The 16,271-nt window shown below is 68.6% G+C and carries 14 protein-coding genes; 7 read left to right on the top strand and 7 right to left on the bottom strand.

All coding sequences use genetic code 11. From position 1 onward, the window contains the following. Position 1 precedes the first annotated feature (1 nt). The 6 genes from ACFDTH_RS01530 to ACFDTH_RS01505 are packed head-to-tail and all read right to left on the bottom strand — an operon-like array spanning position 2 to position 6,159. A complete protein-coding gene (locus ACFDTH_RS01530) occupies positions 2-481 on the bottom strand; it encodes a YybH family protein (protein WP_375285738.1) in 480 nt (159 codons plus the stop codon). After that, entirely contained in the window at positions 478-1,383 is a 906-nt protein-coding gene (locus ACFDTH_RS01525) for a hypothetical protein (RefSeq protein ID WP_375285737.1), read from the bottom strand. Before ACFDTH_RS01525 ends, ACFDTH_RS01530 begins: the two co-directional genes overlap by 4 nt. Beyond that, a complete protein-coding gene (locus ACFDTH_RS01520) occupies positions 1,380-2,723 on the bottom strand; it encodes an MFS transporter (protein ID WP_375285736.1) in 1,344 nt (447 codons plus the stop codon). Before ACFDTH_RS01520 ends, ACFDTH_RS01525 begins: the two co-directional genes overlap by 4 nt. Next, positions 2,720-4,177: an aldehyde dehydrogenase gene (locus ACFDTH_RS01515; RefSeq protein ID WP_375285735.1), complete on the bottom strand. Its 1,458-nt coding sequence runs from the start codon at positions 4,175-4,177 to the stop codon at positions 2,720-2,722. The genes ACFDTH_RS01520 and ACFDTH_RS01515 overlap by 4 nt, the downstream gene beginning before the upstream one ends. 3 nt (positions 4,178-4,180) lie before the next feature. Continuing rightward, entirely contained in the window at positions 4,181-4,951 is a 771-nt protein-coding gene (locus ACFDTH_RS01510; RefSeq protein ID WP_375285734.1) for a hypothetical protein, read from the bottom strand. Beyond that, positions 4,948-6,159, bottom strand: coding sequence for an FAD-dependent oxidoreductase (locus ACFDTH_RS01505; protein WP_375285733.1), 1,212 nt, complete (start codon positions 6,157-6,159; stop codon positions 4,948-4,950). The genes ACFDTH_RS01510 and ACFDTH_RS01505 overlap by 4 nt, the downstream gene beginning before the upstream one ends. A gap of 175 nt (positions 6,160-6,334) precedes the next feature. Between ACFDTH_RS01505 and ACFDTH_RS01500 the strand changes: the two genes are divergently transcribed. Genes ACFDTH_RS01500 through ACFDTH_RS01490 form a run of 3 tightly spaced genes read left to right on the top strand, consistent with a single transcriptional unit; the run spans position 6,335 to position 9,681 of the window. Continuing rightward, a complete protein-coding gene (locus ACFDTH_RS01500) occupies positions 6,335-7,522 on the top strand; it encodes a methyltransferase domain-containing protein (RefSeq protein ID WP_375285732.1) in 1,188 nt (395 codons plus the stop codon). Positions 7,523-7,526: 4 nt separating this feature from the next. Next, positions 7,527-8,885: an MFS transporter gene (locus tag ACFDTH_RS01495; protein WP_375285731.1), complete on the top strand. Its 1,359-nt coding sequence runs from the start codon at positions 7,527-7,529 to the stop codon at positions 8,883-8,885. Between the two features lie 28 nt (positions 8,886-8,913). Then, positions 8,914-9,681 carry an IclR family transcriptional regulator gene (locus ACFDTH_RS01490; protein ID WP_375285730.1) on the top strand — a complete coding sequence of 256 codons (768 nt, stop codon included), beginning with the start codon at positions 8,914-8,916 and terminating at the stop codon, positions 9,679-9,681. Positions 9,682-9,684: 3 nt separating this feature from the next. Here the strand turns inward: ACFDTH_RS01490 and ACFDTH_RS01485 are convergent, their stop codons facing one another. After that, the gene (locus tag ACFDTH_RS01485; protein ID WP_375285729.1) at positions 9,685-10,635 is read right to left on the bottom strand and encodes an alpha/beta fold hydrolase; all 951 of its coding nucleotides are present in this window, start codon (positions 10,633-10,635) and stop codon (positions 9,685-9,687) included. Between the two features lie 194 nt (positions 10,636-10,829). On the opposite strand from ACFDTH_RS01485, the gene ACFDTH_RS01480 reads away from it, so the two are divergent. The 4 genes from ACFDTH_RS01480 (at position 10,830) to ACFDTH_RS01465 (ending at position 16,269) form a co-directional block, all read left to right on the top strand. Next, on the top strand, positions 10,830-12,248 hold the full coding sequence (locus ACFDTH_RS01480; RefSeq protein ID WP_375285728.1) for an FAD-dependent oxidoreductase: 1,419 nt from the start codon (positions 10,830-10,832) through the stop codon (positions 12,246-12,248). Continuing rightward, on the top strand, positions 12,248-13,066 hold the full coding sequence (locus tag ACFDTH_RS01475) for an alpha/beta fold hydrolase (RefSeq protein ID WP_375285727.1): 819 nt from the start codon (positions 12,248-12,250) through the stop codon (positions 13,064-13,066). Before ACFDTH_RS01480 ends, ACFDTH_RS01475 begins: the two co-directional genes overlap by 1 nt. Then, a complete protein-coding gene (locus ACFDTH_RS01470) occupies positions 13,063-13,656 on the top strand; it encodes a glutathione S-transferase family protein (protein ID WP_375285726.1) in 594 nt (197 codons plus the stop codon). The genes ACFDTH_RS01475 and ACFDTH_RS01470 overlap by 4 nt, the downstream gene beginning before the upstream one ends. A gap of 222 nt (positions 13,657-13,878) precedes the next feature. Beyond that, positions 13,879-16,269, top strand: coding sequence for a TonB-dependent receptor (locus tag ACFDTH_RS01465; protein WP_375285725.1), 2,391 nt, complete (start codon positions 13,879-13,881; stop codon positions 16,267-16,269). Positions 16,270-16,271: the final 2 nt, after the last annotated feature.

The raw sequence follows: 16,271 nt of genomic DNA, 5'->3' as shown, positions 1-16,271 counted from the left end.
CTCAGCCCGCCCTGGCCGCAATCCGCGCGTGCAGCGCCGGATCGACCATCGCTTCGGAGGCCTGGCGCAGCTGGATCAGCGCGGCGAGCGGCGCCTCGACATAATGGAACAGCCGCCATCCCTCCGGCTTGCGGCGCAGCATCGCGCTGACCCGCACCGCGCCGCCGAACGGGCGCGGGTACAGCCGGTTGCCGGGGATGAACACGTTCCAGCGCATGTGATAGAAGGCGATGACGAGGTCGGGCGCCGCTTCGCGCACCTCCAGCCGGTCCCAGGTCAGCAGCCGGTCGGATCGGCTGCGGTCGATCCCCCAATAGGCACGGATCGCAGGCCAGCCGATCATCGGCTCCGCTTCCTCGGCGACATAGATCGGGCTCGGCTCGGCCTCGTCCCACAAAGCGCGCATCGCCGGCACGTCATAGGCGTTCCACAGCCGCACATACTCAGCGACAAAATCGCCGATCTCCCGCTCGATGCTCATGAGGCGTCTCCTCCGGTGGCCAGCAGTTCGATCCGCTCGCCCGCGCCGCCCTGCCACAGGGTCAGCCGCGCATCGGGCGCGTCGGACAGCCGCGGCGACCGCACCGCATCGGGATCGTAGGCGCCTCCTGGGGCACACAGGTCCAGCGTCACCACCGCCATGCCCGGCGGCAGGTCGCCCGCGCGGCACGGGCGCGGACCCATCGCCTCGGCATAGCCGTCCAGCTCCAGCACCGTCCCCCAGTCCAGCTCGACCAGCCCGAGGTTGGTCTTGTGATCCGCGGGCAGGCCGTTCGCCTCGTTGATGATGCCGATCGGCGTCGGCTTGGGCGGGCGGACGGGGTTGGCGAAGGCGCCCGCATAGGCGGCGTTCATCGCGTGAATGTCGGGCCCGCCCGCCACCACCGAGAAGACGCGGCCGACGAACGATCGCGCCGGCCCCAAGTCCATGCCGCAACCGGGCGGCGCATGGGTCAGGTACACGCATTCGCCCGCCGGCCCGATCACTTGCATCGCGCTGATCTTGGGATAATTGGTCAGCGGGCGCGGGCCGCCGATGCGGCGGAAGGGCGAGCCGGGGATGCGCTCGGCGAGGCGGTTCACATCCTCGACGATGATCTCCGTCGCGTTCCAGCCATGGGTGGTGAGCGCGCGCCATGGCTCGCGAAGCGGGGTCTCGACGAAGTGCAGCGGCACCGCCTCGCCGCTCGCAGGCGTCATCGAGACGTAGCGCCGCCCCGCCACCTCCGGCGCCTGCCACAAGGCGGCGCGCGCGGGCGAAACCGCGCCGCGATCGGTGACGCGATAGTCGAGCACGCCGGCATAGGCCTGCTCCATCGCGGCGATGTCGGGCACCGAATAGGTTACGGCACGGATGCCGCCCAGCCGGGGTCGATCGGTCATGCTTGAGTCTCCTTGCGTGCGCTGGCGGCGATCAGCTGCTCCACCTCGGCGACGCCGCGGCGGAAGGCGGGGAAGCCGAGCACCAGCACCACGATCGCCGGCACGCCGATCACGGCCGCCTCGATCGCCATCGCGCGGCCGAGGCTGGCGGGATCGCCGAACGCATCGACCAGCAGCCCCACCGGCAGCGGCCCGATCACCAGGCTGACCAGGCTGAGGATCATGAAATAGACAGCGGTCACCGTGGAGCGCACGTCGCTGGAGGTCAGCAGGGTCAGCGACGAGGGCCCCGCGGTGCCGCACAGGCATTGGCCCAGCATGAAGAAGGCGAAGCCCACCGCCGCCCAGCCGCCGCTCGGCGCCAGCGGGTAGAAGATCGTCGCCGGCACCACGATGGAGATGCCCAGCAGGAACACGCGCAAGGTGCCGTCGGCGCGCCCCGCCTTGAGCTGCCGGCTCGCCAGCCAGCCGGCGAGCGGATAGCCGACGAGGCCGACTCCGAGATAGATGAGCCCCGCGGTCACGCCGAAGCGACGCACGTCCCAGCCGAAGCTGCGCTCGAACAAGGCGGTGTTCCACAGACTGAGCGTGCCGATCGACAGCGACCCGGCATTGCCCACCACCAAAGGCAGGAAGGCGCGCCAGCGGCTGGCCATGAAGCGCAAGGCGGCGCCGAGCGGGATGTGGTGCGCCGCATCCTCGCCGATCGCCGCACCGATCCGCTCGGTGCGCGGCGGCTCGGGCACGGTCAGCATCGCGGCGGCGAGCAGCAGGCCGGGCGGGCCGGCGAGGAGGAACACCGATTGCCAATGCTCCACCGTGCCGACCAGCGGCAGCGTCATCGGCGGCAGCGTGACGATATAGGCCACCAAAGGCCCGCCACACAGGAACGCCATCGCCGAGCCGAAGGTGGTCCCCGCCATCATCAACGCCACCGCGCGGGGGCGGCGGCTGCGATCGAACCAGTCGCTGATCAGCGACAGCGCGCACGGCGTCAGCGCCGCCTCGCCCAGCCCGACGCCGAGCCGCGAGAGCAGGAGCAGCCCGAAACTGTCCGCCAGCCCGGCCAGCATCGTCATCACGCACCAGATCGCGATCGCGCCGGCGAGCAGCTTGCGGCGGCTGTAACGGTCCGCCAGATAGCCCGCCGGCAGCGCCATGGTGCAGTAGAACACCGCGAACGCCGGCCCGAGCAGCAGCCCGACCTCGAAGTCGTTGAGCCCAAGGTCCGCCTTGATCGGCCCGATCAGCAGGCTGGGCAGGAACCGGTCGAGGTGCGACAGCGCCTGCGCCAGGAACAGCAGCCCGACCGCGAGCCAGATTCGGCGCGGCGCGGTCACGCGCCCAGCTTCCTGAGCGGCAGCGGCCGGCGCGGGACGCTCACCGTCTTGGCGCGGGTGTAGTGCGCCTCGCATTCCAGCCCGCCGTCGGCGCCGATGCCCGACTCCTTCCAGCCGCCGAACGGCGCGCGCAGCTCGCGCATCATCGGGGTGTTGCACCAGACCGTGCCCGCCTGGAGCCGCTCCTGCGCGGTCATGATCCGTTGCAGGCTCTGCGACCAGACGTAGGAGACCAGGCCGAAGCGGCTGTGGTTGGCGAGGCAATAGGCGTCCTCGTCGGTATCGAACACCATCAGCGCGGCGAACGGCCCGAAGATCTCCTCCTGGAACACGCGCGCGTCAGGATCGGACACGCGCACCAAAGTCGGCTCGACATAGGCGCCGACCTCGCCGGCGCGGCGGCCGCCGGTGAGCGTCTCGCCCTCCGCCGCACCCCCCGGCACGAAACTCAGCACATGATCGCGGTGTCGCTGCGACACCATCGGCCCGATCACCGTGGCGGGATCGCGCGGGTCGCCCACCCGAATCCGCCGCGCCCGCTCCACAAAGGCTTCGACGAAGCGGTCGGCGATGCCGCGCTGCACGAGGATGCGCGAGCCGGCCAGGCATTGCTGGCCGTTGTTGGTGAAGATGCCCAGCAGCGCGCCGTCCAGCGCCGCCTCGAAATCGGCATCGTCGAAGATGATGTTGGCGGACTTGCCGCCAAGCTCGACCACCGCCGGCTTGAGCAGTTCGCCCGCGGTGCGCATGATCACCCGCCCGGTCGGCGTTCCGCCGGTGAAGGCGACGCAATCCACATCCGGGTGGCGCACCAGCCGATCGCCGGTGCTGTGGCCGCGGCCGTTGACCAGGTTGACCACCCCCGGCGGCAGCCCGGCGGCGCCGATCACCTCGACCAGCCGGCTGATGCCGAGCGGCGCCTGTTCGGACGGCTTGATCACGCAGCTGTTACCGAAGGCGATTGCGGAAGCGATTTTCATCGAGCCGAGCGCGATCGGGGAGTTCCACGGACTGATCAGCGCGGCGACCCCGATCGGCTCCCGCCGCACCATGGTCAGGTAATCGGGATGCTGCTCGTACAGCCGCCCGGTCGCCTGGCCGATGTAATCGGCGAAGAAGCGGAAGTTGTCCGCCGCGCGCGGGATCGAACGCCCCTTGATCTGGGCCAGCGGCAGCCCGGTGTTGGTGCATTCGATGTCGGCGAGCGGCTCGACGGCGGCGTCGATCAGGTCGGCGCAGCGACGCAGCACCGCCTGGCGCTGCTCCACCGGCATGGTCCGCCACGCGCCCTCCTCGAAGCTGCGCCGCGCTGCCGCCACCGCGTGGTCGACCGTGTCGCCGGAGGCTTCGGGCAGTTCGGCGACCAACGTGTCGGTCGCCGGATCGATGATCGGGATCGGTGCCTCGCCCCGCGTGATCGTCTCCCCGGCGATCAGAGCGGTGATCGTGTCCATCGGTCAGGCCTCCAGCGTGGCGGTGCGGCAGCGAGCGCGCCAGGCGCGGCCGGCGGCGCTTTCGAGATCGAGCAGGTCGCCCTGGCCGAGCGGTGCGGCGAGCGCGGCGGCGAGGCACAGGTTGGACGAGAGCACGGGCATCGCGCCGGTCCAGCCGGCGATCAGCGGCAGCGAGGGCATGCCGGTGCCGCTCAGCAGCACCGCATCGACGCCGGACAGGTCCGCCTGTGCCAGCGCCGCCGCCGCATGCGTACTCCCGAGCGCATAGATGCCGCGCGTGTCCGCATCGGGCATCAGGTCGCCCGCCGCCAGCACCGGATTGAGGCGATAGCCCTTGGCGGACCAGAAGCGCACCGCCGCCTCGCGCAATGACGCGGGATAGGGGCTGACCAGCGCGATGCGCCGCGCGCCGATGCGGTCGAGCGCCTGCGCGATCGCGTCGGCGGCGGTGATCACCGGATAGCCGAACCGCGTCTCGCAGGCGTCCAGCACTGCGCGCGCCGCACCGTCGTTGACCAGATAGGAGGAGGCGGTGCAGGCGAAGCCGAACACCGCCGGCCGCAACGTGTCATAGGCTGCCAGGTGCAGCGGCAGGTGGAGCAGATAGTCGCGCAGCCGTTCCAGCGGCGCGGCGCCGACGACGCTGGTCAGCCGGGTGACCGCCATCGCCATTCCGGCGGGCAGCAGGATCGCCATCTCCGCCTCGACCGTAGGATTGGCCTGCGGCGTGCCGATGCCGACCAGCCCGGCGCGGCCATAATCATAGCCGCTCACGTGATCGCCGCCGCACGGCGCAGGCCCGCGATCATCGAACTGCGCAGCAGGTGCTCGCGCGCCGTGTCCGGATCGGCGGCGGTCCGCTGGAGCGCGTGCAGCATCTCGCGGCGCCTGCCGTCGTCGCGCTCCTGCATCCGCGCGCGGTTGCGGTCCGCTTGGGCGAGCACCTCCTGCTCGGCGATCGGTCGGCGACGGCGGGTGTAGCGGTCGAGCAGGGTGGCGTCGGCGCCGTTCCACACCTCCGCGAGCGTCGAGACCAGTTCGAACGCGTCATGCACCCCGCCGTTCATGCCCATCCCGCCGGAGGGCGAGTTGACGTGCGCGGCGTCGCCCGCCAGCAGCAGCCGGCCGGCGCGGTAGCTGTCGGCGATGCGCATGTGGATGCGATAGGCGCGCGTCTCCCCGACCGGGTGATCGCCCGCACCCGGCGCGATTTCGTTCAGCTTGCGGGCGATGCTCGCCGGCATCAGCGCTTCGTCGATACTCTCGTCGCCATCGGGATAGAGGCTGCACCGCCACAGCTGGCGCAGGCGCAACAGGGAGAAGGTGCCGCCCTCCTTCCAGACATAATTGACGTTGGACAGGCCCTCGAGATGCGCCTCGAACGGGAAGGTCGTGGTCGCCAGCACGGTGGTCTCGGGATAGGTGCGGCCTTTGAAGGCGATGCCGGCAGCGGCGCGCACCGCGCTGCGCGAGCCATCCGCGCCGATCACATAGGGCGCCGCGAAGGTGCGCGGCTCGGCCTCCGGCGCGTCGATCGGCCGTGCGGTGACGGTCGCGACCGCGCCGTCCTGCGACACTGCGTCGACCTGCCAGCCGAGCAGCACCTCGCCCCTGCCATCGGCGCGGATACGATCGAGTAGCAGCGCGCACAGCCGCGACTGTTCGCACTGGAGGCGGAAGGGATACCGGGTGTCGCCCGCAATGGCGGCAAGATCGAATTCGGCGCGCTCGCCGGTGCGGTGCAGGCGGATCTGCCAGGTCTGGCTGACCAGCCCCTGCGCGACCAGCGGCGCGGCGAGGCCGTGCACGTCGAGCATGTCCAGCGTCGGCGGATGGAAGGTGGAGGCGCGCAGGTCGGTCGCCAGCACCGGCTCGGCAGCAATCAGCGTGAACGGGATGCCGTGATGGCCGAGCAGATAGGCGGCGGTCAGCCCCACCGGCCCCGCCCCCACCACGATCACGCCCGTCCGCTCCGCCGCCATGCGTTCTCCCCGCCTGCCGCTGCTGATTTGTTATAGGTCTATGACTAATTGGCGTTGCGCAACCCTGTTTTTTGGCGGAAGCTGCGCCGCGGATCGAAGGCCTTGTGTGGCTTACCAGACCACGTTACGCTTCGATTCGGAACAAGGTTCTGTTATTCAGAACGAAAGGTCAGCCATGACGGACACCGGTCTTTCGAACGCCGCGGTCGCGGATATTGAGCAGCTCACCCGCCCCACGCATGACGAGCTGGCGCGCCAGAAGTTCTGCAGCACACTACGCCGTCACGCTATCCAGGATTTCGCCGAGGCGCTGGAGGTGGACTATCGTACCCATATCGCGCCGCGCATGAAGGAACCGGCCGAGAGCTGGCACGACATCGATCGGGCGATGCGCAGCGAGGCCAGCTACCGCTTCTACAGCACGCTTCGCTACAATGCGCAGGAGATGTGCTTCCAGTCGGTGCAGCCGCAGGTCGAGCGCGCGCTGCCCGAGTTGGTCGCCGCGGCGCGCGACGCGGCGGAGCGCAGTCCCGCCGGCGGCAGCCTCCGCACCGACGCCGGGCTGGAGGTGCCGAAGTATGTCGACGTGATGGACGTGCACCTCACCCCCGGCTGCTTCCATTCGGAATTCACCGACGACGACGTGGCGCAGGGCGCGGTGGTGAGCCTGGGCGCGCGCGTCTTCACCGCGCAGCAGAGCCACCGCGCCTGGGGCGGCGTCGCCAAGGTGATCAGCCGCTGGATCAAGGCCGAGTTCCCCGATTTCACGCCCAAGCGGATGCTCGATATCGGCACCAGCTCGGGCAAGAACCTCATCCCCTATGTCCCCGCCTTCCCCGGCGTCGAGGCGCACGGCATCGACGTCGGCGCGCCGCTGCTCCGCTACGGCCATGCCATCGCCGAGCATGAGGGCGTGCCGGTGCATTTCAGCCAGCAGAATGCGGAAGGCACCGACTTCCCGGACGGTCATTTCGACCTGATCGTCTCCAGCTTCTTCTTCCACGAGATCCCGGTTTGGGCGACCAAGAAGGTGCTCGCCGAATGTCACCGGCTGCTTCGACCAGGCGGGCTGATGGTCCATCAGGAACTGCCCGCGCACCATCTGGTCGACGCCTGGGAGAATTACTTCTGGAACTGGGACACGCGCAACAACAACGAGCCCGCGTACACCGCCTGGCGCAACCAGGATCCGATCGCGCTGATGGACAAGGCCGGCTTCGACCCCGCCGCGAGCTTCGCGCTGATCCTGCCCGACATCGGCGCCTACCCCGATCGCACAAAGGCGTTCGGCTGGGACGAGCCAGGCCGGCCGCGCCACGGCAAGGGCGGCTGGTACGTCTTCGGCAGCCGCAAGGCGGCCTGAGCGCGTGGCAAGCTTGAGCGGCGCCGTCGCGCCCGACCGCGCCGAGCCGCAGCAGAAGGGTTCGGCCTACCGCTGGTATGTCGTCGTCCTGCTGCTGGCGATCTTCATCCTGTCCTATTTCGACCGGTTCATCCTGTCGCTGCTGGTGGAGCCGCTCAAGGCCTCGCTCCACCTCAGCGATTTCGAGGTCGGCCTGCTGCTCGGCCCCGCGTTCTCGATGTTCCACGTCCTCGCCGCGATCCCGCTCGGCTGGTTCGCCGACCGCTCCAACCGCAAGTGGCTGCTGTTCACAGGCATCGTCATCTGGTGCTCGATGACGGTCGGCAGCGGACTGGTCGCGACCTTCCTGCCGCTGTTCCTGATGCGCCTCGGCCTTGGGCTGGGCGAGGCGGTGGTGAGCCCCTGTTCGGTCTCGATGATCAGCGACTATTTCAACCGGCGCGAGCGCGCGCGCGCGATCAGCGTGTACATGGCGGGGCCGTATCTCGGCGCGGGCCTCGCCTTCCTGCTCGGCGGTGCGGTGGTGGGCTATCTCACCAAGCTCGGCCATGTCACCTGGCCGGTGTTCGGCACGCTGGCGCCCTGGCAGGCGACCTTCGTGCTGGTCGGCATCCCCGGTTTCCTGTTCGCAGGCATGATGCTGACGGTGAAGGAACCCGAGCGGCAGGAGCGGCTGGCCGGCAAGACCAGCGGCACCGCCGCCTTCCGCTACATGGGCGCGCGCTGGCGCGGTTTCGGCGCGCTGATCGTGGGATCGACCTGCAACTTCGCGCTGAGCGCGCTCACCTTGTGGAACGTGCCGCTGTTCAGCCGCGTGTGGGGGTGGAGCATCGCGCAGACCGGTTTCATCACCGGCCTGTTCTATTTCACCGCCGGCCCGATCGGCACCGCACTGGCGGTCTGGTCCGCCAAAAGGTTCGCCGGCCATGTCGACGGGTCGATGCGCGTGCTGATCCTCGGCCTGCTGATCTGCGTGCCCGCCAGCGCGCTCTATCCGGTGATGCCCAGCGCGCAGTTCGGCATCGCCTTCATGTTCGTCGCGTTCATCGGCAAGTCGGTGGCGACCGCCGGCGGCCCCGCCTCCATGGCGCAGATCATCCCCGGCGAGATGCGCACCCAGGGACTGGCGATCTTCAACACCTTCATCTCGCTGATCGGCCCGCTGCTCGGCCCGCCGATCATCGGCGCGGCGACCGACTATACCGGTGACCCGAAGAAGATCGGCGTGGTGCTCTGCTTCTACGTGCTGCTGATCGGCATCCCCTCGATCTTCACCGTGCTCTTTGGCCTGAAACACTATCGCGTCGCCGTGCGGGACCTCGAGACGGCACTGGCGCAGGCCGGCCCTGCGCCCCATAACTGACGGCGCCGCGCCACCGCCGAGAGGATCCATGGACAAGACGATCGTGAAGGGCATGGCCGTGCTCGAGGCGCTGATCGCGTCGCCCGAGCCGATCGGCGTGTCCGAACTGGCGCGGCAGGTCGGCCTGCCCAAGAGCAACATCCACCGCACGCTCCAGACCTTCGTGGAGCTCGGCTATGTCTCCGCGGTCGACGGCCGCTATGCCGCCACGCTCAAGATCTGGCAGCAGGGCGCCAAGGTGATCGAGCGGCTGGACCTCAGGCGCACCATCCGCCCGATCATGGACCGGCTCGCCCGCGCGACGCTGGAGACAGTGCACCTCGCCATCTCGGCCGGGCCGGAAGTGATCTACATCGACAAGGCCGAGGGCGTGCATTCGGTGCGCGCCTTTTCCGAGATCGGCGAGCGCGCGCCCGCGCATTGCTCCGCCACCGGCAAGATCTTCCTCGCCTTCCACCCCACCGCGCTGCGCGAGACGCTGGCGCAGCCGCTGCGCGCCTATACGCCGCGCACCGTCACCAAGCCCGCCGAGCTGGAGGCCTCGACCGAGGAGGTGCGCGCCGCCGGCATCGCGATCAACCGTGGCGAGTGGGAGCCGGCAGTGGGCGGCGTCTCGGCGCCGGTCTGGGGGCCGGACAACCAGCTCCTCGCCGCGATGGGGTTGACCCTGCCCTTGTCGCGCTTCACCGACGAGAACCAGGCGACGCTGATCACCCAGGTGCGCGCCGCCGCCGCGGAGGCCTCGCGCGCGCTCGGCGCCTCGGCGACTCCGGCGGGAACCCGCCTGGTCGCCTGAGGGTCAGCGCGCCAGCGTCTTGACGAACGCACCGACCGTGTCGGACCAGCGCGCCGGCTCCACCAGCAGCGAGTGCGCCGAGCCGTCGGAGAACTTGGCATAGCGGAAGTTGGGCTTCATCGCGCCGGTCCGCTGGTCGATCTGGTGGAGCGCGTCGCCGCCGTCCGAAAGCACCAGCACCGGCACCGCGATCCGGTTCAGGTCGCCGGCCATGTCGTTGTGATACACCGCGGCATGCGCCACGTCGGAGGCGCCGGCCAGGAAGATGTTTAGCGTCGACCAGTTGATCGTCGCCAGGTTGCGCGGCGCCACCCCCTGCGCCTTCCACAATTTGGCGTAATAGGCGCTCAGGTGGCTGCCGTCGGGCCGCAGCGTCAGGTCCGGATGCGGCATCGCCAGCCGCTGCGCGCGCTCGGCGTCGTTGTAATTCGGCGCGCCATGGAGCACCACGCCGGTCACCCGGTCCGGGTGCCGCGCCGCGAGCGCCGCCGCTACCGCCGCGCCGGTATGATGCCCCGCCACAGCCACCCGGCGGAGCTTCAGATGGTCGAGCACCGGCACGACATTGTCGGCATAGGCCTGGATGCTCGGCTTGCCCTCCGGCGCGTCGGACATGCCATAGCCGGGCGTGTCCACCGCCAGCGTGCGGATGCCGCGCGCGGCGAGGCAGGGCTGGATGTCCGCCCATTCGATCAGCGACCAGGGCGTCTGGTGGATCAGCAGCAGCACCGGCCCATCCGCCGGCCCCATCAGCCGATAATGCACCTGCCCCATCGGCGTCGGCGCATAACCCTTGCCGCCCTTGAGCACGCCCAGCCCGTCCCAGCTGCCGTCGTCCGGCGCCGGCGGATGGCAACCTTCCGCGCGCATCGTCGGTGCCGGTTGTGGCGCATGCTCCTCGGCAGCGGCCGGAGCGGCGATCAGCGAGGCAACAAGAATATTGCGCAGGAGCATGATCGAATCCTTGTTCCGTATTTTAGAACGTTGTTCCAACGGAAAGAATGTTGCCGTTCGGGTTGGCTGTCAATGCCGCGCAGCCGTTCGACCGATTATCTTCTCGCCCGCGAAAACCGGCCTTGACCCGCCGCATTGTCCCCGCTTAGCCTGCTTGTGGAACGTTGTTCTGCATTTCAGAACGGAGGCAAGCGATGTGGGATGTGATTGTCGTCGGCGGCGGCTCGGCCGGCCTGACTGCCACGATCTTCGCGGCCGAGCGCGGCGCCCGGGTGCTGCTGCTGGAGGCGGCGGACGTGCTCGGCGGCACCCTCTGGGTCGCGACCGGCCAGATGAGCGCCGCCGGCACCCGACTCCAGCGCGAACGCGGCATCGCCGACACGCCCGACGCGCATTTCGCCGACGTGATCCGCATCAGCCGGGGCACCATCAACCGCGGGCTCGCCCGGCTGGCGATCGACAATGCCGCCGCCACGTTCGACTGGCTGATGGATCGCGGGTTCGAGCCTTTACCCGAACACCCGATCAAGGGCTTCGGTCACGAACCTTATAGCGAGAACCGCTATTATTGGGGCCCGCAGGGCGGGGTCAGCGTCAAGGACGTGCTGGTGCCGATCGTCGAGGGGCTGGTCGCCGACGGCAAGGTCGATCTGCGGCTGGAGCATGAGGCGACCGCGCTCGAGACCGATGATGGCGGCGCCGTCCGCGGCGTGTCGGCGCGCAACGCGGCCGGCGAGACGCTGCGCTTCGACGGCGACGCGGTGGTGCTGACCACCGGCGGCTATGCCGCGCATCCCGAGCTGTTCGCCGAGCATAGCGGCTACCCGCTCTACAATGCCGCGCCGTGGCGCTTCTCGCGCGGCGCCGGTCTGGCGCTCGGCCGAGGCGCCGGCGGCTATCTGCGCGGGCACGAGAACGTGTTCAACAACTTCGGCACGCTCTACAATGCGGACAGCTTCCCGGCCCGCGCCCTGGCGACGGTGGAAACCTTCCCGGAGAGACGCGAACCCTGGGAAATCTACGTCAACGCCCGCGGCGACCGCTTCATCCGCGAAGACATCCGCAGCGTCGACGCGCGCGAGATGGCGCTCAGCGAGCAACCCGACCGGCGCTACTGGATCATCTTCGACCAGGCGATCCTCGATGCCGCGCCGCCGATCCTGGTCGGCTGGAGCCGCGAGCAGATTGTCCAAGCCTTTGCCGAGGACGGCCCCGCCTTCAGCCATGCCGACACGCTGGACGCGCTCGCCGCGGCGGCCGGCATCGATCCCGCCGGGCTCGTCCGTGCGGTCGCCGGGTTCAATTATGGGGTGGAGACCGGCAACGACTTCTTCGGCCGCGCCCATGCGCCGCAGCCGATCGGCACCGGGCCGTTCTACGCGATCCGCATGCAGGGCAGCTCGATCTCCAGCGCAGTCGGGCTGGCGGTGGACGACGAGTTGCGCGTGATCCGCGAGGACGGCAGCGTCATCGCCAATCTTTACGCCGCCGGCGAGTTGCTCGGCTCGGGCCAGACGATGGGCAAGGCGGCGTGCGGCGGGATGATGGTCACCCCCGCCCTCACCTTCGGGCGCCTGCTGGGCGAGCGGCTCGCCGCGCGGGTGGCCGCCTGATGCTGCCGCCAGTCAACGTGCTGCCGGGCGAGCGCCGCGGCTATGTCGAGGGTCCCGAGGGCCAGGTCCATTACCGCGAGCTGGGCCAAGGCGCACCGATCGTGCTGGTCCACCAGGCGCCCTGGGGCTCGATCCAATATCGCCGGGCGATCCCGGTACTCGCAGAGGCCGGCTATCGCGTGATCGTGCCCGACCTGCCCGGCCACGGCATGTCCGATCCGCCGCGCACTGCCGCCAGCATCGACGGCTATGCCGAGACGGTGGCGGCGGTGATCGCCGCGCTCGATCTGCCGCCGGTGGCGGTCGCCGGCCACCACGGCGGTGGGCTGGTTGCTGCACGCCTCGCCGCGGAGCATCCCGCCCGGGTGCGTGCGCTGGTCACCGACAACATGCCTTATTACTCGGCCGAGCAACGCGCCGAGCGTGCGGCACACCTTGCCGACGTGCAGGAGATCAAGCCGGACGGTAGCCATTTCACCGATCGCTGGGCGGTAGTCCGCCGCATCGCCGATCCCGCCTGGAGCGACGAGACGGTGCATGTCGGCCTGGTCGCCTATTTCGCCAACGGCCCATGGAAGGAGGACGGCCATCGCGCCGCCCCGGCCTATGATCTGGAGGCAGACCTCGATCGTATCGCCTGCCCGACTCTGGTGATCGCCAGCCGCACCGACCGGCTGTTTCCGATGGGGCAGCAGCTGGTCCGCCGCCGCCCCGGCTGGGCTTATGCCGAGCTGCCCGGTGGCGCGGGCATGGTGTTCGAGCGGGCGCCCGAATGGGCCGCCCCCATCCTCCACTTCCTCGACGGAGCCAGCGAATGACCCTCACGATCTACGGTCGCCCAGGCTCGCGCGCCCGGCGCCCGCTCTGGGTGGCGCGCGAACTCGGCCTCGCGGTCGAGAGCATCGAGCCGGCGCCCGGCGAGATCAAGCAGCCCGCCTATCTCGCGATCAATCCGAACGGCAAGGTGCCGGCGCTGGTGGAGGACGGCTTCGTCCTGTTCGAATCCTTCGCGCAAAGCCTGTACCTCGCCAAGGCGCACGGGCTCGGTCGCCTCTATCCCGAGGATGTCCGCGGCGAGGCGCTGGTTTGGCAATGGACCTTTTGGGGGCTGAACGAGCTGGAGAAGCCGCTCACCACCTGCCTGTTTGAACGCGCGATCAAACCTGAGGACCAGCGCGACGCCGCTGCCGCAGACAAGGCGGAGGCCGATCTTCAGGGGCCGCTCGCGGTGCTCGATCGGGCGCTCGACGGGCGCGCGTGGCTGCTGGGCGATGCGTTCAGCGTCGCCGACATCAACGTCGCCGCAATCGCCGCGCTGGCAAAACCGGCGAAGGTCGGCCTCGACGGGTATCCGAACGTCGCCCGCTGGCTCGGCGCCGCGCTGGCGCGCCCGGCGTACAACGGCTGACCTGTTGCACCCCGGCAACACGCGCGGCCGGAGATAAAAACCGTCACAAACCGCGTGACTCGCCTGCTCAAATGTCTTAGACATATAACAAATAAAAATATCGTTACGCAGGATAAGCCCCGCCGTCGTCGATCGGCGGGGCACGGGAACGCTTTGCCTCGGGAACGGGGAACGTCCGGACGGGCTGATCCCCGTCCGGGCCAATGCGAAAGGGGATACGAGATGACGACCAAGCTTCGCACCTTGCTCATCACCGGGCTCAGTCTGTCGGCCCTGCTCGCCGGCGGCGCTCAGGCACAGACGACCGCGCCGGGCACCACTTCCACCTCGGCGCCAACTGAGGCGACGACCGAGCAGGAACCCTCCTCCTCGGTTGCCCCCGATGCGCAGGAAGGCATCGGCGACATCGTCGTCACCGCCCAGCGGCGCGAGGAGCGCCTCCAGGACGTGCCGCTCGCGGTCAGCGCCTTCACCCAGCAGGATCTCCAGACCCGCCAGATCACGCGCACCATCGATCTGTTCGCCTATGTCCCGAACCTGATCGCGCACAACAATACCTCGGTCGGCACCGCCAACAGCTATTCGATGCGCGGGCTGAACAACAACGAGACGATCTCCACCTTCGACCTGCCGGTCGGCACCTATGTGGACGACGTCTACATGTCGCGGCAGAGCGCCAACAACTTCCAGTTCTTCGATGTCGAGCGGATCGAGGTGCTGCGCGGGCCCCAGGGCACCTTGTTCGGCCGCAACACCACCGGCGGCGCGATCAACGTCATCCTCAAGAAGCCGGCGCGTGAGGCGGGCGGCTTCGTCGAGGGAAGCTACGGCCGCTACGATCGCGCCACCATCCGCGGCGCGATCGACCTGCCGATCGTCCAGGACAAGTTGCTCAGCAAATTCCAGGGCTATTTCGTCGACGACAACGGCTATGTCGAGAACCGCGTCACCGGCCAGCGGCTGAACTCCGAGCACAGCTATGGCGGCCGCGCCGCGTTGCGCTTCCTGGGCGCGGACGTCACCTGGGACGTGACCGCCGACTATAACTACCAGAGCTACGCCAACTTCCCCAATTTTTACGATCGCGACAGCAAGGACCGCGTCAGCTTCACCAGGCTGCAAGAAGGCAAGACCGTCGCGGACGTGTTCGGCCGCGAGTATCTGTCGCCCCAGCTTGCCGACAATACCCTCGGCAACGTCGCCGAAACGTGGTCGGCAACCTCCAACTTGCAGCTCGACATCATCGACAATGTCACGGTGAACATCATCACCGGCTATCGTCACATCTACAACGAATATCTCACCGACAGCGCCGGCAGCCTCCTCAGCACTGCTACGGTCTATGAATATCCGAACGACATCATCACGCCGGTACCGGGCTCCACGTCGGTTCTTGCCAATGACAGCTGGCACGGGCAGTTCAGTCAGGAGATCAAGCTCACCGGCAATGCCTTCGACAACAAGCTGACCTATGTCGGCGGCGTCTACTACATCCGTGAGGACAACGAGACCAGCTTCGCCAACCTTTCGATCGGCACCACCGGCGTCGGCACGCTCTTCGCAGACCGAACGATGCGCAACAACACCGATGCGATCGCAGGGTATTTGCAAGCCGACTATAAGGTCACCAATTCGCTTACCGCGACAGCCGGCATCCGCTACACTGCGGAATTCAAGGACATCAACTTCCGGCCCAACGCATCGCCGCTGCCGCCGGTCGGCCTCAACCAGCCCTTCTCCACCGTGGACGTGATCCTCGCCGGCAATCCGGTGCGGCAGGACGCAAAAGTGTGGACGCCGCGCTTCGCGCTCAACTGGAAGTTCGCGCCGGACGTGTCGGTGTTCGCCTCGGCGACCAAGGGCTTTAAGTCGGGCGGCTGGGTGTCGCGCGCCTATAACGCGGCAGGCATGTTCCCCTTCGATCGCGAAACGATCTGGTCGTTCGAGAGCGGGCTGCGCTCCGAGTTTTTCGACCGCCGCGTCCGCTTCAACCTGACCGGCTTCTACTTCAACGACTTCGACAATCAGCTGCCCGCCGGCCGCGAGAACCCGCTGGTACCCGGCCAGATCATCTACGTGACCCGCAACTTCGCGGACCTGCGCAACTACGGCCTCGAATCTGAGCTGACGGTGGTGCCGTTCCGCGGCCTCAACATCTCCTGGACCGCGGGCCTCCAGCATGCGCGCTTCAAGAATGTCGACCCCACCGTGCTCGAGCAGGCGGAGCGGTGCCGCGCCGGCATCACCTCCAGCTGCAACCAGGGCATCGTCACCCAATCGGGCGACATCGCCCTGCCCAGCCGCGTCGCGCCGTTCAACTCCACGCTCAACATCAACTACACCGCGGAGTTCGGCGACTTTCAGCTGATCCCCTCGGGCACCTGGGCCTATACCGACGGCAGTTTCCCCTCCGCGCAGAACGACCCGCGCGGCTTCCAGGAAGCGCACAGCCTGTACAACGCCGGCCTCATGCTGCGGAACCGCGAGCAGGGCTGGAGCCTCTCGGCCGAATGCGCCAACTGCTTCGACCGGCGCTATGTCGCATCCTTCCTGATCTTCCCGTATCTCAACGAGCCGGGTCGCTGGACGCTGCGCGCGCGCTTCGATTTCTGAGC

Source organism: Sphingomonas sp. (assembly GCF_042096255.1).
GTDB lineage: Bacteria > Pseudomonadota > Alphaproteobacteria > Sphingomonadales > Sphingomonadaceae > Sphingomonas.
This window is presented reverse-complemented; position numbering and strand designations above follow the sequence as displayed.

What these genes read in the sequence shown, in the direction of transcription:
- ACFDTH_RS01500 (WP_375285732.1), top strand. Translation starts at nt 6,335, where the DNA reads ATGACGGACACCGGTCTTTCGAACGCCGCGGTCGCGGATATTGAGCAG.
- ACFDTH_RS01505 (WP_375285733.1), bottom strand. Translation starts at nt 6,159, where the DNA reads ATGGCGGCGGAGCGGACGGGCGTGATCGTGGTGGGGGCGGGGCCGGTG.
- ACFDTH_RS01515 (WP_375285735.1), bottom strand. Translation starts at nt 4,177, where the DNA reads ATGGACACGATCACCGCTCTGATCGCCGGGGAGACGATCACGCGGGGC.
- ACFDTH_RS01525 (WP_375285737.1), bottom strand. Translation starts at nt 1,383, where the DNA reads ATGACCGATCGACCCCGGCTGGGCGGCATCCGTGCCGTAACCTATTCG.
- ACFDTH_RS01470 (WP_375285726.1), top strand. Translation starts at nt 13,063, where the DNA reads ATGACCCTCACGATCTACGGTCGCCCAGGCTCGCGCGCCCGGCGCCCG.
- ACFDTH_RS01490 (WP_375285730.1), top strand. Translation starts at nt 8,914, where the DNA reads ATGGACAAGACGATCGTGAAGGGCATGGCCGTGCTCGAGGCGCTGATC.
- ACFDTH_RS01480 (WP_375285728.1), top strand. Translation starts at nt 10,830, where the DNA reads ATGTGGGATGTGATTGTCGTCGGCGGCGGCTCGGCCGGCCTGACTGCC.
- ACFDTH_RS01465 (WP_375285725.1), top strand. Translation starts at nt 13,879, where the DNA reads ATGACGACCAAGCTTCGCACCTTGCTCATCACCGGGCTCAGTCTGTCG.
- ACFDTH_RS01485 (WP_375285729.1), bottom strand. Translation starts at nt 10,635, where the DNA reads ATGCTCCTGCGCAATATTCTTGTTGCCTCGCTGATCGCCGCTCCGGCC.
- ACFDTH_RS01530 (WP_375285738.1), bottom strand. Translation starts at nt 481, where the DNA reads ATGAGCATCGAGCGGGAGATCGGCGATTTTGTCGCTGAGTATGTGCGG.
- ACFDTH_RS01475 (WP_375285727.1), top strand. Translation starts at nt 12,248, where the DNA reads ATGCTGCCGCCAGTCAACGTGCTGCCGGGCGAGCGCCGCGGCTATGTC.